Consider the following 24,748-nt stretch of genomic DNA (forward strand, 5'->3'; position numbering starts at 1 on the left):
TCATGGCAGAGAAATTTACCCAACATACGGGCCGTGTTGTCCCGCTGGACGCCGCTAACGTCGACACTGACGCTATTATTCCTAAACAGTTTCTGCAGAAAGTAACGCGTACCGGTTTCGGCGCACATCTGTTTAACGACTGGCGTTTCGTGGACGATAAGGGAGAAGTGCCTAATCCGGAATTCGTTCTGAACTTCCCGGAATATAAAGGCGCCTCCATTTTGCTGGCACGCGAAAACTTTGGCTGCGGCTCATCCCGTGAGCACGCGCCGTGGGCACTCACCGACTATGGTTTTAAAGTGGTCATTGCCCCAAGCTTCGCGGATATCTTCTACGGCAACAGCTTCAACAACCAGCTGCTGCCGGTGACGCTGAGCGATGAACAGGTCGATGAATTGTTCGCGCTGGTTAAGGGGAATCCGGGCATTTCGTTTGAAGTGGATCTGGAAGCCGAAGTGGTGAAAGCCGGAGATAAGACCTACAGCTTCAGCATTGATGCCTTCCGCCGTCACTGCATGCTGAACGGTCTGGACAGCATTGGTTTAACTCTTCAGCACGAAGCGGCGATTGCCACTTACGAAAACAAACAACCCGCATTTATGAAATAATCCTCCGGCCTGCAGTCCATTCTGCAGGCCGCGTTTTATCCCGATATCCGCCTCCTTCTGTAAATACTCCCCAAACCCAGCCAATAATGACGTTATATTTAATGTCAATTTAATGTTTCCTGCGCAGAATAACCGCTCAATCAGCTGGCAGCGGAAATAATCATGGAAAAGAAAAATGGCAATGAGTCTCATATCCGTTCTCGGGAAATACATAAATGCACATTAGTAAGCGTGATAATAAATAGTTTACTCACAGCCTTTCAGATAGTTGCAGGAATATTCTCCGGCTCACAGGGTTTAATTGCTGATGGGATTCATTCTCTTTCCGATTTATCCTCCGACTTTGTCGTTCTGGTTGCGAATAAAAAGAGTCAGAAAGCTTCTGATATCGATCATCATTACGGTCATCTGCGTTTCGAAAACGGTGCAAAGCTCATTATTGGCGCTATTCTGCTGCTTGTGGGGGGCGGGATGCTCTGGTCCGCAGGCAATAAACTGCTTCACCCCGAGACGCATCAGCTGGTGAAAGGGGCCGCGTTGTGGGTGGCGATTCTGGCGCTGGTGGTAAAGGAAAGCTTGTTCAGATACATGTTTGCCACGGGAAAACGAATTCAGTCCTCGCTGCTGATAGCCAATGCCTGGCATGCCCGTTCTGACGCAGCGTCGTCAGTGGTTGTCGCCATCGGCATTGCCGGGAATTTAGTGGGCTTTCACGCGATGGACCTCATTGCGGCCCTGATTGTCGGAGTATTCATCGCCCACATGGGTTACAAATTTTCTGCCGATGCCCTGCACGATCTGATGGACCGTTCGCTTGAGCCCGAGCTGGAGCACGACATCAAAACGTGTCTTCTCGCAACCGAGGGCGTCACCGGACTCCATGATTTAAAAACCCGCAAGATGGGTGATTTAGCTCTTGTCGATGTTCATCTGGAAGTAAACGGCGAATTAAGCGTAAAAGAAGGACATCAGATTGCCGTTAATGCCAGAAATAATGTGATGCAAAAATTCAATGTGCTGAACGTGATGACGCATATTGATCCATCCCACTAATCGAAACGCATAAATACAGTGTGACGCAATCCATCGTTAAGGTTTCGTTAATTAATCTGCGTCACACTGCATCGTATCAGCACTCTCATTATTGAGGTAAAAAGCGATGAACCCAACATTACGCGATACGCTTCCCCATAAAGAAACGCCTTTTCTTCGCATACTACACATTCTCGTGGCCGTACTGGTCCTGGCCCAGATTATCAATTCTAATTTCACCGAAAGTGAAGCCCTCCACGAATCCGGGCTGAACGGAATCGTCACCTGGATCCATGTTATCTCCGGATTTGGTTTAATTTTTTGTGGGATTGCCATGATGGCATGGATGTTAACCCAGCGCGGATTTAAGTATTACTTCGCCTGGCTGGCGCTGGATTTTCGCGGAATTGTTGACGATATTCGCACCCTCGCGCAGCGTCAGCTTCCTGACGCGCATGCCGGCGGTATGGCGGCAACGGTGCAAGGTCTGGGCGTGCTGGCGCTGCTGGGCGTTGCACTCTGCGGCGCGGCCTGGTTCGTGCTGAACGCCACGCTCGGGCCGGTTTCGTCCGTCACGGAATCCGTCTTAGATTTGCATAAATTCCTGACGGTCTTTATTGAGACATATTTCTGGGCACACGGCTTCATGGGCCTCGTTCATATGTACCTGACGCTACGCGCGCAGCGTAAATATCAGTATTCAGAATAAAACGGTTCGCAGGGCCCGGCGTTCCCGGGCTCCGTTTCGTTCATCCGATCACACGTCTTTTACGCGGCAGGTCAGCAGAAGCGTCACGACGGATAGCGCCGCAATCATCCAGTAGACAGACGCATGCCCATAGCTTTGCGCCAGCGCCCCCTGAATAACGCCCGCCAGAATCACCCCGGTTGAAATGCTGTTGGTAAAAAGCGTGGTCGCCGAGCCGGCACGACCGGGCATGAGATCCTGAAACCAGAGCATGCCGATCCCGGCAACAATCCCAATAAACACGGCGTTAAACAGCTGCAGCGCCAGCAACGCTTCCCGCGAATGGAAAAGGATCAGCCCCGCGTAGAACAGCACCCCGGCCGCCACGGCGACGATCATCATCCTGCGCTTTCCAAAGCGCTTAACGTAGTAACCCGCCAGAATCATTGCCGGGATTTCCAGCCCGGCGGCAGTTCCCATCAAGATCCCCGCAAGCTTGTCCGGAAGGCCCAGATCGCTGCTGATCCACAGCGGCATATCGATGATGTACATGGTGTTGCAGGTCCACATCAGCGTGGAGGCAATAAACAGCATGCGGACGTTTTTGTCCTGCCAGCCGCTCACCTCGGTGACAGGTTTATCCGTCGTCTGTTCGACGCGCGCCACGGACGGCAGCGCGAAGGCAACCAGCACCAGGCTGATGACAAAAATCCCGGCGGCGATGGAAAACATGGTGGTAAAGCCGTAGTTCAACGCCAGCATGAAGGCCAGCGGCGGGCCAATGACCCACGCCAGCGAAAGCTGGGCGCGCATCACCGAGCTGAACATCACCACTTCACGCGCCGAGTTATCCGCATATTCACGGGCCAGCGCGAACAGCTGCGGCATGGCGGTGTTCGCCAGCGACGCTAGCAGCACGCCGCAGGTAATGAGCGTCAGATAATGACGGTTGAAGGCAAAGAGCAGCGCGTTACCCACGGCCATGGCGCAGCAAAAGAGGATCAGCCTGCGGCGATCGCCCTGGCTGTCCGATCGTTTCGCCAGCACGAGGCTGACCAGGATCCCGGCAATGGCGTTAACGGTGTAAAACAGGCCGACCCAAAACGGCTGCGCCCCCACCTCGCGGCTGAGAAACAGGCTCAGCGTCGGCGCCTGCAGCGCCCCCGCCACGCCCATCATAAAGGCCACCAGCATAAAAGCGGCATACACGCCGTTCAGGCGTCGCCCCATCGTCATCAACCACAGCATGCGCAAGTCCTTGTGAAAGCGAATCGAAATTGGGTGAATAGTAAACGAAAAAAGCCAGCAAAAACATTTTGCTGGCGGGTGATAAGCACCAATACTCAGTCACACATGATCGAGGCGAGTTAGCGGGAAGAGGTCGGGGCTGTAACGTCCCACTGCATCAATTCTTCTAACGTTTTCAGCCGTTGCTCTGCACACCGGCGGGCCAGCCAGGACGATCCCTTTGTCGCTGAAAAGTACTGCTGATAAAACTGACGTGCGGTAGACCTCTTCATAATTTACCTCCTCGCTTCATCGAGGAGAATTATTGGCCTAATATAGGGATAAATAAATTGCTGGTTTTTTGTCAGGAGTTCCCCTTTTATGCCTTCCGGTCGTCTGCAACAACAGTTTATCCGCCTCTGGCAGTGCTGCGAGGGGCAATCGCAGGAGACCACGCTCAACGAGCTGGCTGACCTGCTTAGCTGCTCCCGCCGCCATATGCGCACGCTGCTCAACACCATGCAGCAGCAGGGTTGGTTAAGCTGGGAAGCGGAGGCGGGACGCGGCAAACGCTCGCGGCTGACTTTCCTCTATACCGGGCTGGCGCTGCAGCAGCAGCGCGCGGAAGACCTGCTGGAGCAGGACCGCATCGATCAGCTGGTACAGCTGGTGGGCGACAAAGCCGCCGTGCGCCAGATGCTGGTTTCCCATCTCGGGCGCAGCTTTCGTCAGGGCCGACACATTCTGCGGGTGCTCTACTACCGTCCGATGAAAAATCTGTTGCCCGGCACGGCCTTACGCCGCTCAGAAACTCATATGGCCCGGCAAATCTTCAGCGGCCTGACGCGCATAAATGAGGAAAACGGGGAACTGGAAGCGGATATCGCGCACCACTGGCAGCAGCTTTCCCCGCGCCACTGGCGCTTCTTTTTACGCCCCGGCATCCACTTTCATCACGGCCGTGAGCTGGAAATGCACGACGTCATCGCCTCTCTGGAACGTGCCCGCAAGCTCCCGCTCTACTCGCATATCTCCCGCGTCCACTCGCCCACGGCCTGGACCCTGGATATTGAGCTGTCGCAGCAGGATAAATGGCTTCCCTGGCTGCTGGGCTACGTGCCGTCGATGATTTTGCCCGGCGAGTGGGAATCAATGAACAACTTTGCCAGCCTGCCGATTGGCACCGGGCCTTACTCCGTGTCCCGCAATAACAGCAACCAGCTGAAAATCCGCGCATTCGATGACTACTTTGGCTATCGGGCGCTGATCGACGAAGTGAACGTCTGGGTATTACCGGATCTCAATGAAGACCTGAGCTGCGGGCTGACGCTGGAAGGCCCCACCACGGGAGAAAAAGCCGTGGAGAGTCGCCTGGAGGAGGGATGCTATTATCTCCTGTTTGACCGTCGCACCCACCGTGGGGCAAATCAGGCCGTCCGCAAGTGGGTTAGCCACGTTTTGTCCCCTTCCAATCTGATTTACCATGCGGAAGAGCAGTACCAGACATACTGGTTCCCGGCGTACGGCCTGCTGCCGCGCTGGCACCACGCCCGCCCGGTTCACTGCGACAAACCCGCAGGGCTGGAGTCCATCACCCTGACCTACTACCGCGAGCACGTGGAGCATCGTTTTATCGCCAGAATCATGACCCGGCTGCTGGCAGCCGAGGGGGTCAGGTTAGAGGTCAGGGAAGTGGACTATGACGAATGGCATCAGGGGGAAATCGCCAGTGATATCTGGCTCAACAGCGCCAACTTTACCCTGCCGCTCGATTTTTCCCTTTTCTCGCATTTGTATGAAGTCCCGCTGATCCAGCACTGCATCGACCGTGACTGGCAGCAGGACGCCGCCCTGTGGCGCGCGGGCGAAATGAATCTTGCAGCGTGGTGCCAGCAGCTGCTGGCCGAGCAGGCGATCGTACCGTTGATCCACCACTGGCTGATGATCCAGGGCCAGCGCAGCATGCGCGGCCTGCGGATGAATACCCTGGGCTGGTTTGATTTTAAATCCGCCTGGTTTGCGCCGCCGGAGCCATAACGCTTTCGTAATATTCACCAAATCATTACAATAGCGCCGTTCTCAACGGGGTGCTGCATCACAGATGTGCGCTGAGATAATACCCGTCGAACCTGATCCGGATAACGCCGGCGAAGGGATTTGAGGCTGTCGCTCAAAATCCTTTGCCACTCAACTTTGAGGTGCAAAGTGTTAAAAAAAGTTCTCCCCCTGCTGGCGCTGTTTGCGCTGCCTGCTTTTGCGAAGCCCGTCCTGACGGTCTACACCTATGACTCCTTCTCTGCCGACTGGGGCCCTGGCCCTGTGGTCAAAAAAGCCTTCGAAGCGGACTGTAACTGCGAGCTGAAGTTCGTGGCGCTGGAAGATGGCGTTTCGCTGCTCAACCGTCTGCGCATGGAAGGGAAAAACAGTAAGGCCGACGTGGTGCTCGGGCTGGATAACAACCTGCTGGAAGCCGCCTCGCAAACCAAACTGTTTGCCAAAAGCGGCGTAGCGGCAGATGCCGTTAACGTGCCGGGCGGCTGGAAAAACGACACCTTTGTGCCGTTCGACTACGGCTACTTTGCTTTTGTTTACGACAAAAATAAGCTGAAAAACCCGCCGAAGAGCCTGAAAGAGCTGGTCGAAAGTGACCAGAAATGGCGCGTGATTTATGAAGATCCGCGCACCAGCACGCCGGGCCTGGGCCTGCTGCTGTGGATGCAAAAAGTCTACGGGGATAAAGCGCAGGAAGCGTGGCAGAAGCTGGCCGCCAAAACCGTCACCGTGACCAAGGGCTGGAGCGAAGCCTATGGCCTGTTCCTGAAAGGCGAAAGCGACCTGGTGCTGAGCTATACCACCTCTCCGGCCTACCACATTATCGCCGAGAAGAAAGATAACTATGCTGCCGCTAATTTTGCTGAAGGGCACTATCTGCAGGTGGAAGTCGCCGCGCGTACCGCCGCCAGCAAACAGCCGGAGCTGGCCGAGAAGTTCCTGAAGTTTATGGTTTCACCGGGGTTCCAGAATGCCATCCCGGCTGGTAATTGGATGTATCCGGTCACTAACGTTACCCTGCCCGCAGGTTTCGAGCAGTTGACCAAACCAAACACCTCGCTGGAGTTTACGCCGCAGCAGGTCGCCGCGCAGCGTGCAGCATGGGTAAGTGAATGGCAACGCGCCGTCAGCCGTTGATTCCCGGCTGGTTACTTCCCGGGCTGCTCGCCGCCACAGTGATGGTGGTGGTCAGCCTGGGGGCTTTTCTTGCACTGTGGTTCAACGCGCCAGAGAGCGACCTGCTCGCCCTCTGGCACGACGGCTACCTCTGGCACGTTATCCGGTTCTCCTTCTGGCAGGCGTCTCTTTCAGCCCTGCTGTCGGTGCTCCCGGCTATTTTTCTTGCGCGCGCCCTGTATCGGCGGCGTTTTCCCGGCAGGCTGGCACTGCTGCGCCTGTGCGCCATGACGCTGATCCTGCCCGTGCTGGTGGCGGTATTTGGTATTCTGAGCGTTTACGGTCGCCAGGGCTGGCTGGCTTCGCTGTGTGGCCTGCTTGGTCTGGAATGGTCATTCTCTCCTTACGGCCTGCAGGGCATTCTGCTGGCGCACGTGTTTTTCAATATGCCGATGGCAACGCGCCTCTTTTTGCAGGCGCTGGAGAATATTCCCGGCGAACAGCGCCAGATTGCTGCCCAGCTCGGCATGCGCGGCGTGTCGTTCTTCCGCTTTGTCGAATGGCCGTGGCTGCGCCGCCAGATCCCGCCCGTCGCGGCGTTAATCTTTATGCTCTGCTTTGCCAGCTTTGCCACCGTGCTGTCGCTCGGCGGCGGGCCGCAGGCCACCACCATTGAGCTGGCGATTTACCAGGCGCTGAGTTACGACTACGATCCCGGTCGCGCCGCGCTGCTGGCGATGGTGCAGATGGCGTGCTGCCTTGTGCTGGTGCTGTTGAGCCAGCGGCTGAGTAAAGCCATTCCCCCTGGCAGCAATCAAATAACCGGCTGGCGCGATCCACAGGACAGCCTGCACAGTCGCGTCACCGATTTTATCCTAATCGCGCTGGCGCTTCTGCTACTGCTGCCGCCGCTGATGGCCGTTATCGTTGACGGACTGAACCTCAATCTCATCTCCGTCCTGCAACAGCCCGTCCTCTGGCAGGCGACCTGGACCTCGCTGCGTATCGCGCTGGCGGCTGGGTTACTGTGCGTCATGCTGACCATGATGCTGCTGTGGAGCAGCCGCGAACTCTACGCGCGGCAGGCCCAAAAGGCCGGACAGGCGCTGGAGCTGACGGGCATGCTGATTCTGGCGATGCCGGGCATCGTGCTGGCGACGGGCTTCTTTTTACTGTTCAACAGCACCGTCGGCCTGCCGGAAAGGGCCGATGGCATTGTGATTTTTACCAACGCCTTAATGGCCGTCCCTTACGCGCTCAAAGTGCTGGAAAATCCGATGCGCGACGTCAACAGCCGCTACGGTTTGCTGTGCCAGTCGCTGGGCATGCAGGGCTGGCAGCGGCTGAAGGTGGTCGAACTCCGCGCGCTAAAACGCCCGCTGGCGCAGGCGCTGGCGTTTGCCTGCGTGTTGTCGATTGGGGATTTTGGCGTGGTGGCTCTCTTTGGCAATGACGATTTCCGCACGCTACCATACTGGCTCTATCAGCAGATCGGCTCTTATCGCAGTCAGGACGGCGCGGTCACCGCGCTGTTACTGCTGCTGCTGTGCTTTGCCTTATTTACCGTTATCGAAAAACTTCCGGGGCGTGATGTTAAAACTGACTGATGTAACCTGGCTTTACCAGCATCTGCCGATGCGCTTCACGCTCTCCGTGCGTCAGGGGGAGACGATCGCCGTGCTTGGCCCAAGTGGCGCGGGAAAAAGCACGCTGCTTAATCTGATTGCGGGTTTTCTGCAGCCGGCAAGCGGCGCGATCGTCATTAACAATCAAGACCATACCCACACGCCGCCCGCTAAACGTCCTGTCTCCATGCTGTTTCAGGAAAACAACCTGTTTACCCACCTGACGGTGCGGCAAAACATCGCGCTGGGAATGCATCCGGGACTCAGGCTGAACGATGCCCAGCGCCAGAAGCTGGAGATCATTGCCGCCCAGATGGGGATCAACGAGTTCATCGACAGGCTGCCGGGCGAGCTTTCCGGCGGTCAGCGTCAGCGCGTGGCGCTGGCGCGATGTCTGGTCCGCGAGCAGCCGATCCTGCTGCTGGATGAGCCGTTCTCGGCGCTCGATCCCGCACTGCGCCAGGAGATGCTGGCGCTGGTGCAGGATGTCTGTCAGCGCCAGCAGCTGACGATGCTGATGGTGTCGCACAGTATCGAAGATGCCGCTCGCATCGCGCCGCGATCGGTGGTGATTGCCGAAGGGCGTATTTTGTGGGATGGAAGTACAGAAGAACTGCTGAGCGGTAAGGCGGGGGCGTCTTCGCTGTTGGGCATTCGTGCGGTCTGATGCCCTCACCCTGGCCCTCTCCCACGGGGAGAGGGAATAAACCTTAACGGCTCACCACCTTCAGCAGAATTTCGCCATATACCGGCATCAGCGGGTGGCGAATCAGCGCCACAAGCGCCACCACGGCCACACCCAGCGTCAGCGGGGCCAGCCAGAGCAGGCGAGTACGCGGAAGATAGCGCGTCAGGCGATCGATATTCGCTTTCCCGCTGCGCCACAGCCGCCAGCAGAGCCATGCCGCCAGCCACAGCAGCACAGCCGTGCCCAGCAGCAGCCACTTAAACTCGCCGCTTTGCATACCGTCAGGAATATCAATCGCAGCACCCGCGAGGATCCCCGGCAGGAAGTAGAACGGCGGCCAGAAGACGCAGCCGATAATGTTCGGCACCACGAATTTCGCGACGGGCAGATCCAGCATCCCCGCCACCATCGGCACCAGCGGACGCGTTGGCCCGACAAAGCGGCCGACGAGGATGGTGAACATGCTGTGCTGATGCAGCGCATGCTCGGTTTTATCCAGCAGGGCTTTGTTCTTTTTCATGAAAGACCAGCGGTGCAGCGGCTTCTTAAAGCGCCAGCCCAGCCAGAAGGAGATCCAGTCGCCCAGCAGGCAGCCGATAATCCCGGCCAGCCACGCCTGCCAGAAATTAACCTCGCCGCTGCCAATCAGCGCCCCAAGCCCTGCCATCATCACGGTGCCGGGCAGGATCAGTCCAACCAGCGCCAGCGATTCCAGAAACGCCACCAGCGCCACGGCGATGAGCGAGTACATAACGGACTGGGTAATAAAGTGTTCCAGCAATGCCTGCATAACTATTCCGGTCAGAAAACGAATCAGCGATTCTGCTTAGCGCCCCGCACCGCGTCAAGGCAACAATTGTCTGAATAGTTTACAGGTTGCTTTCTGCATTCACCTGTTTGTTTATCTTTTTTTACCGTTTATTCACATCCCGCGCGGAATTCACTCGGGCTGGCTCCGGTACATTTTTTAAATACCCGGGAGAAATAGAGCTGATCCTCAAAGCCCACGTTGCGCCCCACGGTGGCGATCGGCATCCGGGTGGTGCTGAGCAGCAGCTTCGCCTGGCTGATGCGCTGATCCTCGCGCCAGCTCAATACGCTGACGCCCAGCTGCTGCCGGAACAGATGCGACAGCCGCGACGGCGACAGGCAGACGTGCTGAGCAACGCTGGCGATATCAAACTGGCTATCGGCCAGGTGGTCGCTGATGTACTGGCAGGCGTCGCGAACGCGGTTGTCCAGCGGGGGATTAAGCGACTCGTTAATCGCCTCCATCCGTCGCAGCAGCAGCTGTTCAAGCAGGTTAATCGCCAGCAGTTCAGCGTAGCGACCACCGGCCTGTCCCGCCTCGATAATTTGCGCAAAAAGCTCACGAAACTGCGCCAGATGAACCTCATCCGGGCGATAAAAACCGGTGTGCGCAAAAATAGCTGGCCACGAAAGCCACTCCTGCCAGTAGGCGCGCGGACGGAAATAGACCCACTGGTGATACCACTCTTTGGCATCGGGATGACGGCCATAGTGGTGGATCTCCCCCGGCGGGAACAGCAGTATATCGCCGGGGCGGCAGACAAACTGCTGGTCACCGTTCTTGATGATCCCTTCCCCCCGCACGGTCAGATTGAGGATATACCCTTTCATGCCGAGCGGTCGGTCGACGTAAAAGTCGAGATATCCCTCAGCCTCGATAGGGGTCAGTCCCGCCACAAGGTGCGCGTTAAACGAGTATCCCGGCAGCAGGGGATCGTTTTGCGTTTCGGCCATAGATTCAGTTCTCCCAAGGGTCCTGAAGGAAACCAATTGTCCATATCATTAAAAGCAGGTTAAAAATGGCCCGCGAAAAGATCCAAAAAGCATCACGCCGCTTTTACGTCCGCCATGTTTCAGCCTTTCCCCCTGATTTCTCCGCCAGAGCAGGCAGATAACCAGTAACAAAAGTGTCTATAAGTGCGGCAGAAATGTCCACATTGAATATTTGCACGGCGTCACACTTTCCGTTGTAACAGCAATTTAGTCCATAAGATTAGCGGATCCTGCCTGACGACTTTTTTCCCCAGTCTCTAATGTTCATCCATACCTGTTTTTTCGATGGAGCAACACCATGGCAATTGCGATTGGCCTCGATTTTGGCAGCGATTCGGTTCGCGCGCTGGCAGTGGACTGTACGTCCGGCCAGGAGATAGCAACCAGCGTTGAGTGGTACCCGCGCTGGCAAGAGGGGCGCTACTGCGATGCGCCTAACAACCAGTTCCGTCACCACCCGCGTGACTATATAGAGTCGATGGAAGCGGCGATCAAAACCGTCCTGGCCGAACTGACCGACGCCCAGCGGGCTGAGATTGTCGGGATTGGCGTCGACAGCACCGGCTCCACGCCTGCCCCTGTGGATGCCGAAGGCCGCGTGCTGGCGCTGCGCCCGGAGTTCGCCGACAACCCGAACGCCATGTTCGTGCTGTGGAAAGACCACACTGCCGTGGAAGAGGCCGAAGCCATTACGCGCCTGTGCCACCAGCCGGGCAAAACAGACTACTCGCGCTACATCGGCGGGATTTATTCCAGCGAATGGTTCTGGGCCAAGATCCTCCACGTCACCCGTGCCGACGCCTCCGTCGCACAGGCTGCGGCGTCATGGGTTGAGCTGTGCGACTGGGTGCCTGCCCTGCTCTCCGGCACCACCCGCCCGCAGGACATCCGCCGCGGTCGCTGCAGCGCCGGGCATAAATCCCTGTGGCACGAAAGCTGGGGCGGCCTGCCTCCGGCCACGTTCTTCGATGAGCTCGACCCGATCCTCAACAAGAGCCTGACGTACCCGCTGTTTACCGACACCTTCACCGCCGATATTCCCGTCGGCACCCTCTGCGAAGAGTGGGCGACGCGCCTCGGCCTGCCGCAGAACGTGGCCATCTCCGGCGGCGCCTTTGACTGCCATATGGGCGCCGTGGGTGCGGGCGCACAGCCAAACACGCTGGTCAAAGTCATCGGGACCTCCACCTGCGACATCCTGACGGCGGATAAAGCCACCGTCGGCGACCGCGCGGTGAAAGGCATCTGCGGCCAGGTTGACGGCAGCGTGGTGCCGGACTTTATCGGCCTCGAAGCCGGTCAGTCCGCGTTTGGCGATATCTACGCCTGGTTTGGTCGCGTGCTCGGCTGGCCGCTGGACCAGCTGGCGGCGGCGTATCCTGAACTGAAAACCCAGATAGCCGACAGCAAAAAACAGCTTCTGCCGCAACTCACCGAAGCCTGGGCAAAAAATCCGTCTCTCGATCACCTCCCGGTGGTGCTGGACTGGTTTAACGGCCGCCGCACGCCGTTTGCCAACCAGCGTCTGAAAGGGGTGATTACCGATCTCAACCTGGCGACCGACGCCCCTGCGCTGTTCGGCGGTCTGATTGCCGCAACGGCCTTCGGTGCCCGCGCCATTATGGAGTGCTTCACCGGACAGGGCATCGACGTCAACAACGTGATGGCGCTGGGCGGCATCGCCCGTAAAAACCCGGTGATCATGCAGGCCTGCTGCGACGTGCTGAACCGTCCGCTGCAGATTGTGGCCTCCGATCAGTGCTGCGCGCTGGGCGCGGCGATTTTCGCTGCCGTGGCCGCAGGCGTCCATGCCGACATCCCGACCGCGCAGCAGCATATGGCGAGCGCCGTCGAAAACACGCTCCAGCCGCGTGCCCAGCAGGCACAACGCTTTGAACAGCTTTATCAGCGCTACCAGCAATGGGCAAAAAGCGCCGAACTTCACTATTTCCCTGTCGCCGCACCGGCCAAAAGCACCGCGGACACTACGGCAACCCTGACCCATTAAGGACACGATGATGACCATTTTTAATAACTATGAAGTGTGGTTTGTGATTGGCAGCCAGCATCTGTACGGACCGGAAGCGCTGCAGCAGGTGACGAAACACGCGGAGCACGTGGTTAACGCGCTGAACGCGGAAGCTAAACTGCCGTGCAAACTGGTGCTGAAACCGCTGGGCACAACGCCGGACGAAATTACCCACATCTGCCGCGACGCCAACTACGACGATAAATGCGCCGGTCTGGTGGTGTGGCTGCACACCTTCTCACCGGCCAAAATGTGGATCAACGGCCTGTCTATCCTCAACAAACCGCTGCTGCAGTTCCATACCCAGTTCAACGCCTCCCTGCCGTGGGACAGCATCGATATGGACTTTATGAACCTGAACCAGACCGCGCACGGCGGCCGCGAGTTCGGCTTCATCGGCGCGCGTATGCGTCAGCAGCACGCGGTGGTCACCGGCCACTGGCAGGATGGCAAGGCTCAACAACGTATCGGCTCATGGATGCGTCAGGCGGTCTCTAAGCAGGACACCCGCCATCTGAAAGTGGTGCGTTTCGGTGACAACATGCGTGAAGTGGCGGTCACGGACGGCGATAAAGTGGCCGCGCAGATCAAGTTCGGCTTCTCCGTGAACACCTGGGCCGTGGGCGACCTGGTGCAGGTGGTGAATGAAATCAGCGACGGCGACGTGAGCGCGCTGGTGGACGAGTACGAAAGCAGCTACCGCCTGACGCCTGCGGCACAAATCAACGGCGACAAGCGCCAGAACGTGCTGGACGCGGCGCGCATCGAGCTGGGCATGAAGCGCTTCCTGGAACAGGGCGGCTTCCACGCCTTTACGACGACCTTTGAAGACCTCCACGGCCTGAAACAGCTGCCGGGTCTGGCGGTTCAACGTCTGATGCAGCAGGGCTACGGCTTTGCGGGCGAAGGCGACTGGAAAACTGCCGCTCTGCTTCGCATCATGAAGGTGATGTCAACCGGTCTGCAGGGCGGCACCTCCTTCATGGAGGACTACACCTACCACTTCGAAAACGGCAACGATCTGGTGCTCGGCTCGCACATGCTGGAAGTGTGCCCGACGATCGCCGTGGAAGAGAAACCGATCCTCGACGTGCAGTACCTCGGCATCGGCGGCAAAGCCGATCCGGCGCGTCTGATCTTCAACACCCGTACGGGCCCGGCCATCAACGCCAGCCTGATCGACCTCGGCGATCGTTTCCGCCTGCTGGTGAACTGCGTCGATGCCGTTGAAACGCCGCACTCCCTGCCGAAACTGCCGGTCGCTAACGCTCTGTGGAAAGCACAGCCTGACCTGCCAACCGCCTCTGAGGCCTGGATTCTGGCCGGCGGCGCGCACCACACGGTGTTCAGCCACGCGCTGGATCTGAGCGACATGCGTCAGTTCGCCGAGCTGCACGATATCGAGCTGACCGTGATTGATAACGATACCCGCCTGCCCGCCTTCAAAGACGCGCTGCGCTGGAACGAAGTCTATTACGGTTCAAAACGCTAAGCCCTGAATGCCCGGTGGCGCTGCGTTTACCGGTTCTACGGTTCCGTAGGCCGGATATGCGAAGCGCCATCCGGCAGGAGACAACTATGTTAGACGATCTCAAACGTCAGGTGCTCGAAGCCAACCTGGCGCTGCCGAAACATAATCTGGTCACCCTGACCTGGGGCAACGTCAGCGCCGTTGACCGGGAAAAAGGCGTGTTCGTGATTAAGCCTTCCGGCGTGGATTACACGGTGATGACCGCGGACGATATGGTCGTTGTCAGCCTCGAGACCGGCGAAGTGGTCGAAGGTAAGAAAAAACCGTCCTCCGATACGCCGACTCACCGCCTGCTGTATCGGTCATTCCCGACCATCGGCGGCATCGTGCATACCCATTCGCGTCATGCGACCATCTGGGCGCAGGCGGGCCAGTCCATCCCGGCGACCGGCACCACCCACGCGGACTACTTTTACGGCACCATTCCCTGCACGCGTCTGATGACCGATGCGGAGATCGGCGGTGAGTACGAGTGGGAAACGGGCAACGTGATTGTCGAAACCTTCGAAAAACAGGGGATCGACGCGGCGCAGATGCCCGGCGTGCTGGTGCACTCCCACGGCCCGTTCGCGTGGGGTAAAAATGCGGAAGACGCAGTACATAATGCGATCGTGCTCGAAGAGGTCGCCTATATGGGGATCTTCTGCCGACAGCTGGCGCCGCAGCTGCCGGATATGCAGCAAACCCTGCTGGATAAGCATTACCTGCGCAAGCACGGCGCGAAGGCCTATTACGGGCAGTAAGCTGTATATATACCCAGCATAAAATATTCAACCAGGCTATAATCAAGCCTGGTTTTATTTTATGGGATAACGGCGTGGCGCAGGCGCAAGAAGGCTTTTTACTGACCCGACACTGGCGGGATACCCCTCAGGGCACCGAGGTCGCGTTCTGGCTGGCAACCGACAGCGGTCCGCTGCACGTTACGCTGCCCCCGCAGGAATCCGTGGCCTTTATTCCTGAAGCCCACGTCGAGAAGGTGAAGCAGCTGCTGCGCGGCGAAAACGGCTGGCGCATCACGCCGCTTGAGCTGAAAGATTTCCACCGCCAGCCGGTTTACGGCCTCTACTGTCGCGCCCATCGCCAGCTGATGCGCTATGAAAAGCTGCTCCGCGAGGCGGGCGTGACGCTCTACGAAGCGGATATCCGCCCACCTGAACGCTTTCTGATGGAGCGGTTCATTACCGCCCCCGTCTGGGTTGATGGCATCGAACAAAACGGCGGCGTCGTTAACGCGCGCCTGAAGCCGAATCCGCACTACCGCCCACCGCTGAAGTGGGTCTCACTGGATATCGAAACCACCCGCCACGGCGAACTGTACTGCATCGGTCTGGAAGGCTGCGGCGATCGGGTTGTCTATATGCTCGGGCCGCCGAATGGCGATGCGTCCGCGCTGGATTTCCGGCTTGAGTACGTCAACAGCCGCCCGCAGCTGCTGGACAAGCTTAACCAGTGGTTTGCCGACTACGATCCCGACGTTCTGATCGGCTGGAACGTGGTGCAGTTTGACCTGCGCGTCCTGCAAAAACACGCCGAGCGCTACCGCATCCCGCTGATGCTGGGGCGCGGAAACAGCGAGCTGGAATGGCGCGAACACGGTTTTAAGAACGGCGTTTTCTTCGCGCAGGCTAACGGTCGCCTGATTATCGACGGCATCGAGGCGCTTAAGTCCGCCTTCTGGAACTTCTCCTCTTTCTCCCTGGAAGCGGTCGCGCAGGAGCTGCTTGGCGAGGGTAAATCCATCGACAACCCCTGGGACAGAATGGACGAGATCGACCGGCGCTTTAATGAAGATAAACCGGCGCTTGCCACCTATAACCTGAAAGACTGCGAGCTGGTCACGCAGATTTTCCACAAAACCGAGATTATGCCGTTCCTGCTGGAGCGCGCGACGGTGAACGGCCTGGCGGTCGACAGGCACGGCGGCTCCGTAGCGGCCTTTAGCCACCTCTATTTTCCGCGGATGCACCGGGCGGGATACGTCGCCCCTAACCTCGGAGACGTGCCGCCGCAGGCAAGCCCCGGCGGATATGTCATGGACTCCCGACCAGGATTGTATGACTCCGTTCTGGTCCTGGATTACAAAAGCCTGTACCCGTCGATTATCCGCACCTTCCTGATCGATCCCGTCGGGCTGGTTGAAGGCATGGCCCAGCCGGATGATGAACACAGCACCGAAGGTTTCCTCGGCGCACGCTTCTCGCGGGAAAAACACTGTCTGCCTGAAATCGTGGGAAACATCTGGCACGGCCGCGATGAGGCCAAGCGCCACGGCAACAAGCCCCTTTCTCAGGCGCTAAAAATCATCATGAACGCCTTTTACGGCGTGCTGGGCACCAGCGCCTGCCGCTTCTTTGACCCGCGTCTGGCCTCCTCGATCACCATGCGCGGGCACGAGATTATGCGCCAGACCAAAGCGCTGATTGAGTCCAGGGGCTATGACGTCATCTACGGCGACACCGACTCCACCTTTGTGTGGCTTAAGGGCGCGCACTCTGAAGACGACGCCGCCCGCATCGGCAACGATCTGGTCGCCTTCGTGAACGACTGGTGGCAGGAACATTTGCAGAAAGAGCGATTAACCAGCGCGCTGGAGCTGGAATTTGAAACCCATTTCGCCCGCTTTTTAATGCCGACCATTCGCGGTACCGATCAGGGCAGCAAGAAGCGTTACGCCGGGCTGATTCAGGAAGGCGACGCGCAGCGGATGGTTTTTAAAGGGCTGGAAACGGTGCGTACCGACTGGACGCCGCTGGCGCAGCAGTTCCAGCAGACGCTCTATCTGCGGGTGTTTCGCAATGAGCCGTATCAGGACTACGTGCGCGAGACGATAGCCAGCCTGATGGCGGGTGAACTTGACGCGCAGCTGGTGTACCGCAAGCGCCTGCGCCGCCCGCTGGCGGAGTACCAGCGTAACGTTCCTCCGCACGTACGCGCCGCGCGTCTGGCGGATGAAGAAAACGTACGCCGTGGCCGCGCGCCGCAGTATCAAAACCGGGGAACCATTAAATACGTCTGGACCATTAGCGGCCCGGAACCCGTGGATTATCAGCATTCTCATCTGGATTACGAACACTATCTGACGCGTCAGCTTCAGCCGGTTGCCGACGGAATTTTGCCCTTCATCGACGATGATTTTGCTACACTAGTGACAGGGCAACTTGGCCTATTTTGACGCGTGACGAAATGGCTGCCATCCAGTACCATAGCGCCCTTTCCATTCCCGGACCCATTTTTCGATGACCGTCTTTTTTGACGGTAGTCGAACTATTGCCTGCAATTAAAGATTAGAGCCGAACAACTATGCCTTTTACACTTGGTCAACGCTGGATCAGCGATACAGAAAGCGAACTTGGATTAGGAACCGTCGTAGCAATCGATACGCGTATGGTTACCCTCCTCTTCCCTGCCACCGGTGAAAACCGTCTGTACGCTCGCAATGACTCCCCTGTAACCCGCGTGATGTTTAATCCGGGTGACACCGTGACCAGCCATGACGGCTGGCAGCTCAAGATTGAAGACGTAAAAGAAGAGAATGGACTGCTCGCCTACATCGGGACTCGTCTGGACACCGACGAGACCAATGTCGTCCTGCGCGAAGTGCTGCTCGACAGCAAACTGGTGTTCAGTAAGCCGCAGGACCGCCTGTTTGCCGGGCAAATCGACCGTATGGATCGCTTCTCCCTGCGCTATCGCGCGCGTAAGTTCCAGAGTGAACAGTACCGCATGCCGTGGAGCGGCCTGCGCGGCCAGCGCACCAGCCTGATCCCCCACCAGCTGAACATCGCCCACGACGTGGGCCGTCGCCACGCGCCGCGCGTGCTGCTGGCAGATGAAGTGGGTCTGGGTAAAACCATCGAAGCGGGCATGATCCTGCATCAACAGCTGCTTTCCGGCGCTGCAGAGCGCGTGCTGATCGTGGTGCCAGAAACCCTGCAGCACCAGTGGCTGGTTGAAATGCTGCGCCGCTTTAACCTGCGTTTCTCTCTGTTCGATGACGAACGCTATGCCGAAGCGCAGCACGACGCCGACAACCCGTTTGAAACCGAACAGCTGGTCATTTGCTCCCTGGACTTCGTGCGCCGCAGCAAGCAGCGTCTTGAGCACCTGTGCGATGCCGAGTGGGACATTATGGTCGTTGACGAAGCGCACCATCTGGTCTGGAGCGAAGACGCGCCGAGCCGCGAATACATGGCTATTGAGCAGCTTGCCGAGCGCGTGCCTGGCGTCCTGCTGCTGACCGCAACGCCGGAGCAGCTGGGCCTGGAAAGCCACTTTGCCCGCTTGCGCCTGCTCGATCCAAACCGTTTCCACGACTTTGCGCAGTTCGTGGAAGAACAGAATAACTACCGTCCGGTCGCGGATGCCGTCGCCATGCTGCTGGCGGGCAAGCGTCTTTCTGATGACGAACTCAACACCCTGAGCGATCTGATTGGCGAGCAGGACATCGAGCCGCTTTTGCAGGCTGCGAACAGCGAGAGCGACAACGCGGAATCCGCGCGTAAAGAGCTGATCGACATGCTGATGGACCGCCACGGCACCAGCCGCGTGCTGTTCCGTAACACCCGTAACGGCGTCAAAGGCTTCCCGAAACGCGAGCTGCATACGATTAAGCTGCCGCTGCCGACGCAGTATCAGACGGCGATTAAAGTCTCCGGCATTATGGGTGCGCGCAAAACCCAGGAAGAGCGCGCCCGCGACATGCTTTATCCGGAACAAATCTACCAGGAGTTTGAAGGCGATACCGGCACCTGGTGGAACTTCGATCCGCGCGTGGAGTGGCTGATGGGCTACCTGACCGCGCACCGCTCTCAGAAAGTGCTGGTGATCTGCGCCAAAGCGGCCACCGCGCTGCAGCTGGAGCAGGTCCTGCGCGAGCGCGAAGGTATTCGTGCCGCCGTGTTCCACGAAGGCATGTCCATCGTCGAGCGCGACCGCGCTGCGGCGTGGTTCGGGGAAGAGGACAGCGGCGCACAGGTTCTGCTGTGCTCGGAAATCGGCTCTGAAGGCCGTAACTTCCAGTTCGCCAGCAACCTGGTGATGTTCGATCTGCCGTTTAACCCGGATCTGCTGGAGCAGCGTATCGGCCGTCTGGATCGTATCGGCCAGGCGCATGATATTCAGATCCACGTGCCGTATCTCGAAAAAACCGCGCAGTCCGTGCTGGTACGCTGGTTCCACGAAGGTCTGGACGCGTTTGAACATACCTGCCCGACGGGCCGCACCATTTACGATCAGGTGCATGGCGATCTGATCGGCTACCTGGCCGCGCCGGAAAACGCGGAAGGGTTTGATGAGCTGATCAAGTCATGCCGTGAGAAGCACGATGCGCTGAAAGCACAGCTGGAGCAGGGCCGCGACCGCCTGCTGGAGATCCACTCCAACGGCGGTGAAAAAGCGCAGGCGCTTGCCGAGAGCATTGAAGAGCAAGATGATGACACCAGCCTGATCAGCTTCTCCATGAACCTGTTCGACATCGTCGGCATCAACCAGGACGACCGCGGCGAGAACCTGATTGTCCTGACCCCGTCCGATCACATGCTGGTTCCGGATTTCCCGGGCCTGCCGGAAGATGGCTGTACCATCACCTTTGAGCGTGACGTGGCGCTGTCCCGCGAAGACGCCCAGTTTATCACCTGGGAACACCCGCTGATCCGCAACGGGCTGGACCTGATCCTCTCCGGCGATACCGGCAGCAGTACCATCTCCCTGTTGAAAAACAAGGCGCTGCCGGTGGGCACCCTGCTGGTGGAGCTGATCTACGTTGTGGAAGCGCAGGCGCCGAAACAGCTGCAGCTCACCCGCTTCCTGCCGCCAACGCCCGTCCGCCTGCTGCTGGACAAAAACGGCACTAACCTGGCGGGACAGGTTGAATTCGAGAGTTTCAACCGACAGCTGAGCGCGGTAAACCGCCATACGGGCAGCAAGCTGGTGAACGCGGTACAGCAGGATGTGCACGCCATTCTGCAACTGGGCGAAACCCAGATTGAAAAAGCGGCCAGAGCGCTGATTGACGCCGCGCGCAGCGAAGCAGACGAGAAACTGTCTGCGGAGCTGTCCCGTCTGGAAGCGTTAAAAGCCGTCAACCCGAACATCCGTGACGACGAGCTGGCGGCGATTGAAAGCAACCGTCAGCAGGTGCTGGAAAGCCTGAATCAGGCTGGCTGGCGTCTGGATGCCCTGCGTCTTATCGTTGTGACGCATCAGTAAACGGAGCGCAAGATGGTGATGGAGCCTTACAATCCGCCGCAGGATCCCTGGCTGGTCATTCTCTATCAGGATGAACACATTATGGTGGTCAACAAGCCCAGCGGCCTGTTGTCCGTGCCGGGGCGTCTGGACGAGCACAAAGACAGCGTGATGACGCGCATTCAGCGCGATTATCCGCAGGCGGAGTCCGTCCATCGCCTGGATATGGCCACCAGCGGCGTGATTGTGGTGGCGCTGAATAAAGCGGCGGAACGCGAGTTAAAGCGCCAGTTCCGCGAGCGCGAGCCGAAAAAGCAGTATGTCGCCCGCGTCTGGGGCCACCCCGCGCAGGCGGAAGGCCTGGTGGATTTACCGCTGATCTGCGACTGGCCGAACCGGCCAAAGCAGAAGGTGTGTTATGAAACCGGCAAGGCCGCGCAGACCGAGTATGAAGTGCTGGAGTACGCGCCGGATAATACCGCGCGCGTCCTGCTTAAGCCGATTACCGGACGTTCACACCAGCTGCGCGTGCATATGCTCGCCCTGGGTCATCCGATTCTGGGCGACCGCTTCTACGCGCCGCCTGAAGCGCTGGCCTTAGCGCCACGTCTGCAGCTGCACGCCCAGACGCTCACCATCACCCATCCGGCCTTCGGTAACGCGATGACGTTTAAAGCCCCGGTGGACTTCTAAAAAAAAAGCCCGACACCGTCGGGCTTTTTCTTATTTGAAACCTTTCTTCTCTTTAATGAGCTCGTACGCCTTCTGGATTTCCTGCGCTTTTTGCTTCGCCATCTCCATCATTTCTGGCGGCAGGCCTTTCGCGACCAGCTTGTCCGGATGATGCTCGCTCATGAGCTTACGATAGGCACGTTTAACCGTGGTCTGATCGTCAGAGGGCTTAACGCCAAGCACGTTGCAGGCATCTTCCAGCGTCGGACCACGCTGCGCCTGCTGCCAGGTACCGCCGGACGACTGCTGGTGATAGCCGCCGCCAAACTGCGCCCCGCCCTGCATCATGCGCAGGAACTGGTCGAACTGCATGCGGGAGATGCCCAGCTCTTCCGCAATGACGTACAGCACGTCACGTTCATTAGGGTGAAGCGAACCGTCGGCGAAGGCCGCCTGGATTTGAATTTCCAGAAACATCCGAATTAAATCAAAACGTCCGAAGCAGATGCTGCGGAACTGACGCATTTTTTCGCGAAGCGGATAATTATCCGATTTACCGATGCGAAACGCATTTTGCGCAGCCACACGAGATTCACCGTGCAGATTCATGCGATCCATAAAAACGCTGGCAATCTGAATATCGGCTTCTGTGACACGCCCTTTGGATTTGGTTAAGTGCCCCATCACCTCAAAGGTGGTGGAGAAAAAGAGTGACTGACGCTCGCGCTGATTGGCAAACCAGGCCATTTTGCGGCTGCGCGCCTTATCAAACATATGGCCGATAATAAGCCCAAGCACAATCCCCCAGAACCCGGCACCCATGATGATGGCGAACGCAACGCCGATTATTTTACCCCAATACTGCATATACTCCCCGGATAGTCATATTCCTGGCCGACGCAACGTCATCATCACTGTGTTCAAGTCACGGTCAATTGAAGGACATCGCCTATAATTTGCTTTATCATACTCGTCATTCGATAGCGAGCCTAACACTCTGGCACGCAAACGGGCAGGATTAACGCTGGTACTGCGCAGATGAGTAAGATAGTCTCTGAGCGTTTGTAAGCCGTAGCCACTGATGACGGAACAATAAAATACAACGTATGAAAAAACGTATCCCCACCCTCCTGGCCACAATGATTGGCTCCGCCCTGTACAGTCAACAGGGGCTGGCGGCCGATCTCGCCTCGCAGTGTATGCTTGGCGTCCCAAGTTATAATCGCCCACTGGTGAGTGGCGATACAAATAGCTTGCCGGTAACCATTACTGCCGACAGTTCGAAAGGGACTTACCCTGACAATGCCACGTTTACGGGCAATGTAGATATTAACCAGGGCAATAGCCGCCTGCAGGCAGACGAAGTGCAGCTGCACCAGAAGCAGCCGGAAGGTGCGGCTGAGCCGGTACGAACGGTGGATGCGCTGGGTAATGTGCACTATGACGACAATCAGGTTATCCTGAAAGGTCCGAAAGCCTGGTCAAACCTGAATACGAAAGATACTAACGTCTGGAAAGGTGATTACCAGATGGTGGGTCGCCAGGGGCGCGGTGACGCTGACCTGATGAAACAGCGCGGTGAAAACCGCTATACGATCCTGGAAAACGGTACGTTCACGTCATGTCTGCCGGGTTCAAATACCTGGAGCGTGGTCGGGAGCGAGGTTATCCATGACCGCGAAGAACAGGTCGCAGAGATCTGGAACGCCCGCTTTAAGCTGGGCCCTGTTCCCATATTCTACAGCCCTTATCTGCAGCTTCCCGTCGGTGACAAACGTCGCTCCGGTTTCCTGATCCCAAATGCCAAATACAGCACGTCGAACTACTTTGAGTTCTATCTGCCGTATTACTGGAACATCGCGCCAAACATGGATGCGACGATCACGCCGCACTATATCCACAAGCGCGGCAACATCATGTGGGAGAACGAGTTCCGCTATCTGACCCACGCCGGTGCGGGTCTGATGGAGCTGGATTATCTGCCGTCGGATAAAGTCTTCCAGGACGAGCATCCGACCGAAGGCGACAAGCACCGTTGGATGTATTTCTGGCAGCATTCCGGGGTGATGGATCAGGTCTGGCGTTTCAACGTTAACTACACCAAGGTCAGTGACCCGAGCTACTTCAACGATTTCTCGTCAAAATACGGTTCGAGTACCGATGGTTATGCAACGCAGATCTTCAGTGTTGGCTATGCGGTGCAGAACTTCGATGCGACGGTAACCAACAAGCAGTTCCAGGTGTTCTCCAGCCAGACGGCGAGTACCTATGGCGCCGAGCCGCAGCTGGACGTTAACTGGTACCAGAATGACGTGGGTCCGTTCGACACCCGTATTTATGGTCAGGCCGTGCATTTTGTAAATACCAGTTCCAGTATGCCGGAAGCCACCCGAGTTCACCTGGAGCCCGTCATCAACTTGCCATGGTCGAATGACTGGGCAAGCCTGAACACGGAAGCCAAGCTGATGGCGACACACTATCAGCAAAAAAATATTGATGATTACAACACCAGCAACAACGCCCATCTTGATGAAAGCGTAAACCGTACGCTTCCACAGTTCAAAATGGACGGTAAGCTGATTTTCGAACGCGATATGGGACTTCTGGCGGACGGCTATACCCAGACGCTGGAGCCACGTATGCAGTACCTGTACGTGCCTTATCGCGACCAGAGCAACATCAATAACTACGATTCTTCTTTACTGCAATCTGACTACAGCGGCCTGTTCCGCGACCGTACTTACGGCGGTCTTGATCGCATTGCGTCCGCTAACCAGTTAACGACCGGCGTCACAACACGTGTTTATGATGATGCTGCCGTTGAACGTTTTAACGTTTCTGTTGGTCAAATCTACTATTTCACCGAGTCTCGCACGGGCGATGACAATATTAAGTGGGAGAAAGATAACAAGACAGGTTCCCTGATTTGGGCTGGTGACACCTACTGGCGTATGACCGATCGTTGGGGTCTTCGCGGTGGCGTGCAATATGACACCCGTCTGGACAATATCGCCAACAGTACGGCGGCCATTGAGTATCGCCGGGATGAAGATCGTATGGTGCAGTTGACCTATCGTTATGCCAGCCCGGAATATATTCAGGCGACGCTACCAAACTATGGTACTGCAGAGCAGTATAAAGACGGTATTTCGCAGGTGGGTGGCGCAGCGAGTTGGCCAATCGCCGACCGCTGGTCAATCGTAGGCGCATACTACTTCGACACTAACGCCAATAAACCTGCTGACCAGATGGTGGGTCTGCAATATAACTCCTGCTGTTACGCGCTGCGTGTCGGCTACGAACGCAAGCTTAACGGCTGGGATACTCAAAACAATCAGAGCAAATACGATAACGTGATTGGCTTTAACTTCGAGTTACGCGGCCTGAGTTCCAACTACGGTTTGGGTACGCAGAAAATGCTGCGCTCGAATATTCTGCCGTACAGTAGCGCCTTGTAATGTGCTTGATTTGCAACGTAATCCGCTTTG

The 24,748-nt window shown here is 57.5% G+C and carries 19 protein-coding genes and 1 riboswitch; of the genes, 14 read left to right on the forward strand and 5 right to left on the reverse strand.

The window, feature by feature from the left end; all coding sequences use genetic code 11:
• The first annotated feature begins 2 nt into the window (after positions 1–2).
• The 3 genes from leuD (at position 3) to BJ885_RS16930 (ending at position 2,349) form a co-directional block, all read left to right on the forward strand.
• Positions 3–608, forward strand: coding sequence for a 3-isopropylmalate dehydratase small subunit (leuD, locus tag BJ885_RS16920; RefSeq protein ID WP_121932487.1), 606 nt, complete (start codon positions 3–5; stop codon positions 606–608).
• Positions 609–770: 162 nt separating this feature from the next.
• Positions 771–1,661, forward strand: a complete 891-nt coding sequence (locus BJ885_RS16925; protein WP_121932486.1) for a cation diffusion facilitator family transporter — start codon at positions 771–773, stop codon at positions 1,659–1,661.
• A gap of 106 nt (positions 1,662–1,767) precedes the next feature.
• Complete coding sequence (locus BJ885_RS16930) at positions 1,768–2,349, forward strand: cytochrome b/b6 domain-containing protein (protein WP_029741217.1); 582 nt, start codon at positions 1,768–1,770, stop codon at positions 2,347–2,349.
• Between the two features lie 48 nt (positions 2,350–2,397).
• Here BJ885_RS16930 and BJ885_RS16935 read toward each other — a convergent pair whose 3' ends face one another.
• Together BJ885_RS16935 and sgrT are read right to left on the reverse strand one after the other, a co-directional pair.
• A complete protein-coding gene (locus tag BJ885_RS16935; RefSeq protein ID WP_121932485.1) occupies positions 2,398–3,576 on the reverse strand; it encodes a sugar efflux transporter in 1,179 nt (392 codons plus the stop codon).
• 119 nt (positions 3,577–3,695) lie between these two features.
• The gene (sgrT, locus tag BJ885_RS16940; protein ID WP_032665133.1) at positions 3,696–3,848 is read right to left on the reverse strand and encodes a glucose uptake inhibitor SgrT; all 153 of its coding nucleotides are present in this window, start codon (positions 3,846–3,848) and stop codon (positions 3,696–3,698) included.
• Between the two features lie 88 nt (positions 3,849–3,936).
• On the opposite strand from sgrT, the gene sgrR reads away from it, so the two are divergent.
• The 4 genes from sgrR (at position 3,937) to thiQ (ending at position 9,015) form a co-directional block, all read left to right on the forward strand.
• A complete protein-coding gene (gene sgrR / locus BJ885_RS16945; RefSeq protein WP_121932484.1) occupies positions 3,937–5,592 on the forward strand; it encodes an HTH-type transcriptional regulator SgrR in 1,656 nt (551 codons plus the stop codon).
• Between the two features lie 36 nt (positions 5,593–5,628).
• A riboswitch (TPP riboswitch) is annotated at positions 5,629–5,729 on the forward strand.
• Between the two features lie 31 nt (positions 5,730–5,760).
• Complete coding sequence (gene thiB, locus BJ885_RS16950) at positions 5,761–6,744, forward strand: thiamine ABC transporter substrate binding subunit (protein ID WP_121932483.1); 984 nt, start codon at positions 5,761–5,763, stop codon at positions 6,742–6,744.
• Positions 6,720–8,330, forward strand: a complete 1,611-nt coding sequence (thiP, locus tag BJ885_RS16955) for a thiamine/thiamine pyrophosphate ABC transporter permease ThiP (protein ID WP_121932482.1) — start codon at positions 6,720–6,722, stop codon at positions 8,328–8,330. Before thiB ends, thiP begins: the two co-directional genes overlap by 25 nt.
• Positions 8,314–9,015, forward strand: coding sequence for a thiamine ABC transporter ATP-binding protein ThiQ (thiQ, locus tag BJ885_RS16960; RefSeq protein WP_047646625.1), 702 nt, complete (start codon positions 8,314–8,316; stop codon positions 9,013–9,015). Before thiP ends, thiQ begins: the two co-directional genes overlap by 17 nt.
• Before the next feature lie 43 nt (positions 9,016–9,058).
• On the opposite strand, the gene BJ885_RS16965 is transcribed toward thiQ, so the two are convergent.
• Both BJ885_RS16965 and araC read right to left on the reverse strand, forming a co-directional pair.
• Positions 9,059–9,826, reverse strand: coding sequence for a DedA family protein (locus tag BJ885_RS16965; protein ID WP_032660723.1), 768 nt, complete (start codon positions 9,824–9,826; stop codon positions 9,059–9,061).
• 128 nt (positions 9,827–9,954) lie between these two features.
• Complete coding sequence (gene araC / locus BJ885_RS16970) at positions 9,955–10,800, reverse strand: arabinose operon transcriptional regulator AraC (RefSeq protein ID WP_023310373.1); 846 nt, start codon at positions 10,798–10,800, stop codon at positions 9,955–9,957.
• A gap of 337 nt (positions 10,801–11,137) precedes the next feature.
• Between araC and araB the strand changes: the two genes are divergently transcribed.
• The 6 genes from araB to rluA all read left to right on the forward strand — a co-directional run bounded on the left by araB (position 11,138) and on the right by rluA (position 21,281).
• On the forward strand, positions 11,138–12,847 hold the full coding sequence (gene araB / locus BJ885_RS16975; RefSeq protein ID WP_121932481.1) for a ribulokinase: 1,710 nt from the start codon (positions 11,138–11,140) through the stop codon (positions 12,845–12,847).
• A gap of 10 nt (positions 12,848–12,857) precedes the next feature.
• Positions 12,858–14,360 carry an L-arabinose isomerase gene (araA, locus tag BJ885_RS16980; RefSeq protein ID WP_029740879.1) on the forward strand — a complete coding sequence of 501 codons (1,503 nt, stop codon included), beginning with the start codon at positions 12,858–12,860 and terminating at the stop codon, positions 14,358–14,360.
• A gap of 86 nt (positions 14,361–14,446) precedes the next feature.
• The gene (gene araD / locus BJ885_RS16985; RefSeq protein WP_032660728.1) at positions 14,447–15,142 is read left to right on the forward strand and encodes an L-ribulose-5-phosphate 4-epimerase; all 696 of its coding nucleotides are present in this window, start codon (positions 14,447–14,449) and stop codon (positions 15,140–15,142) included.
• A gap of 74 nt (positions 15,143–15,216) precedes the next feature.
• Positions 15,217–17,574, forward strand: a complete 2,358-nt coding sequence (gene polB / locus BJ885_RS16990; protein ID WP_047646620.1) for a DNA polymerase II — start codon at positions 15,217–15,219, stop codon at positions 17,572–17,574.
• Between the two features lie 128 nt (positions 17,575–17,702).
• Positions 17,703–20,609, forward strand: coding sequence for an RNA polymerase-associated protein RapA (gene rapA, locus BJ885_RS16995; protein ID WP_121932480.1), 2,907 nt, complete (start codon positions 17,703–17,705; stop codon positions 20,607–20,609).
• Between the two features lie 12 nt (positions 20,610–20,621).
• Positions 20,622–21,281, forward strand: coding sequence for a bifunctional tRNA pseudouridine(32) synthase/23S rRNA pseudouridine(746) synthase RluA (rluA, locus tag BJ885_RS17000; protein WP_008502014.1), 660 nt, complete (start codon positions 20,622–20,624; stop codon positions 21,279–21,281).
• Between the two features lie 30 nt (positions 21,282–21,311).
• On the opposite strand, the gene djlA is transcribed toward rluA, so the two are convergent.
• On the reverse strand, positions 21,312–22,127 hold the full coding sequence (djlA, locus tag BJ885_RS17005; RefSeq protein WP_121932479.1) for a co-chaperone DjlA: 816 nt from the start codon (positions 22,125–22,127) through the stop codon (positions 21,312–21,314).
• 239 nt (positions 22,128–22,366) lie between these two features.
• On the opposite strand from djlA, the gene lptD reads away from it, so the two are divergent.
• Complete coding sequence (gene lptD, locus BJ885_RS17010) at positions 22,367–24,718, forward strand: LPS assembly protein LptD (RefSeq protein WP_121932478.1); 2,352 nt, start codon at positions 22,367–22,369, stop codon at positions 24,716–24,718.
• Positions 24,719–24,748 lie beyond the last annotated feature (30 nt).

This window comes from Enterobacter sp. WP_7_1, from assembly GCF_003688535.1.
In the GTDB taxonomy this organism is placed as follows: domain Bacteria; phylum Pseudomonadota; class Gammaproteobacteria; order Enterobacterales; family Enterobacteriaceae; genus Enterobacter; species Enterobacter asburiae.

What these genes read in the sequence shown, in the direction of transcription:
- djlA (WP_121932479.1), bottom strand. Translation starts at nt 22,127, where the DNA reads ATGCAGTATTGGGGTAAAATAATCGGCGTTGCGTTCGCCATCATCATG.
- BJ885_RS16965 (WP_032660723.1), bottom strand. Translation starts at nt 9,826, where the DNA reads ATGCAGGCATTGCTGGAACACTTTATTACCCAGTCCGTTATGTACTCG.
- araD (WP_032660728.1), top strand. Translation starts at nt 14,447, where the DNA reads ATGTTAGACGATCTCAAACGTCAGGTGCTCGAAGCCAACCTGGCGCTG.
- rluA (WP_008502014.1), top strand. Translation starts at nt 20,622, where the DNA reads ATGGTGATGGAGCCTTACAATCCGCCGCAGGATCCCTGGCTGGTCATT.
- BJ885_RS16935 (WP_121932485.1), bottom strand. Translation starts at nt 3,576, where the DNA reads ATGCTGTGGTTGATGACGATGGGGCGACGCCTGAACGGCGTGTATGCC.
- araA (WP_029740879.1), top strand. Translation starts at nt 12,858, where the DNA reads ATGACCATTTTTAATAACTATGAAGTGTGGTTTGTGATTGGCAGCCAG.
- BJ885_RS16925 (WP_121932486.1), top strand. Translation starts at nt 771, where the DNA reads ATGGAAAAGAAAAATGGCAATGAGTCTCATATCCGTTCTCGGGAAATA.
- araC (WP_023310373.1), bottom strand. Translation starts at nt 10,800, where the DNA reads ATGGCCGAAACGCAAAACGATCCCCTGCTGCCGGGATACTCGTTTAAC.
- sgrT (WP_032665133.1), bottom strand. Translation starts at nt 3,848, where the DNA reads ATGAAGAGGTCTACCGCACGTCAGTTTTATCAGCAGTACTTTTCAGCG.
- sgrR (WP_121932484.1), top strand. Translation starts at nt 3,937, where the DNA reads ATGCCTTCCGGTCGTCTGCAACAACAGTTTATCCGCCTCTGGCAGTGC.
- leuD (WP_121932487.1), top strand. Translation starts at nt 3, where the DNA reads ATGGCAGAGAAATTTACCCAACATACGGGCCGTGTTGTCCCGCTGGAC.
- BJ885_RS16930 (WP_029741217.1), top strand. Translation starts at nt 1,768, where the DNA reads ATGAACCCAACATTACGCGATACGCTTCCCCATAAAGAAACGCCTTTT.
- lptD (WP_121932478.1), top strand. Translation starts at nt 22,367, where the DNA reads ATGAAAAAACGTATCCCCACCCTCCTGGCCACAATGATTGGCTCCGCC.
- thiQ (WP_047646625.1), top strand. Translation starts at nt 8,314, where the DNA reads ATGTTAAAACTGACTGATGTAACCTGGCTTTACCAGCATCTGCCGATG.
- thiP (WP_121932482.1), top strand. Translation starts at nt 6,720, where the DNA reads ATGGCAACGCGCCGTCAGCCGTTGATTCCCGGCTGGTTACTTCCCGGG.
- rapA (WP_121932480.1), top strand. Translation starts at nt 17,703, where the DNA reads ATGCCTTTTACACTTGGTCAACGCTGGATCAGCGATACAGAAAGCGAA.
- araB (WP_121932481.1), top strand. Translation starts at nt 11,138, where the DNA reads ATGGCAATTGCGATTGGCCTCGATTTTGGCAGCGATTCGGTTCGCGCG.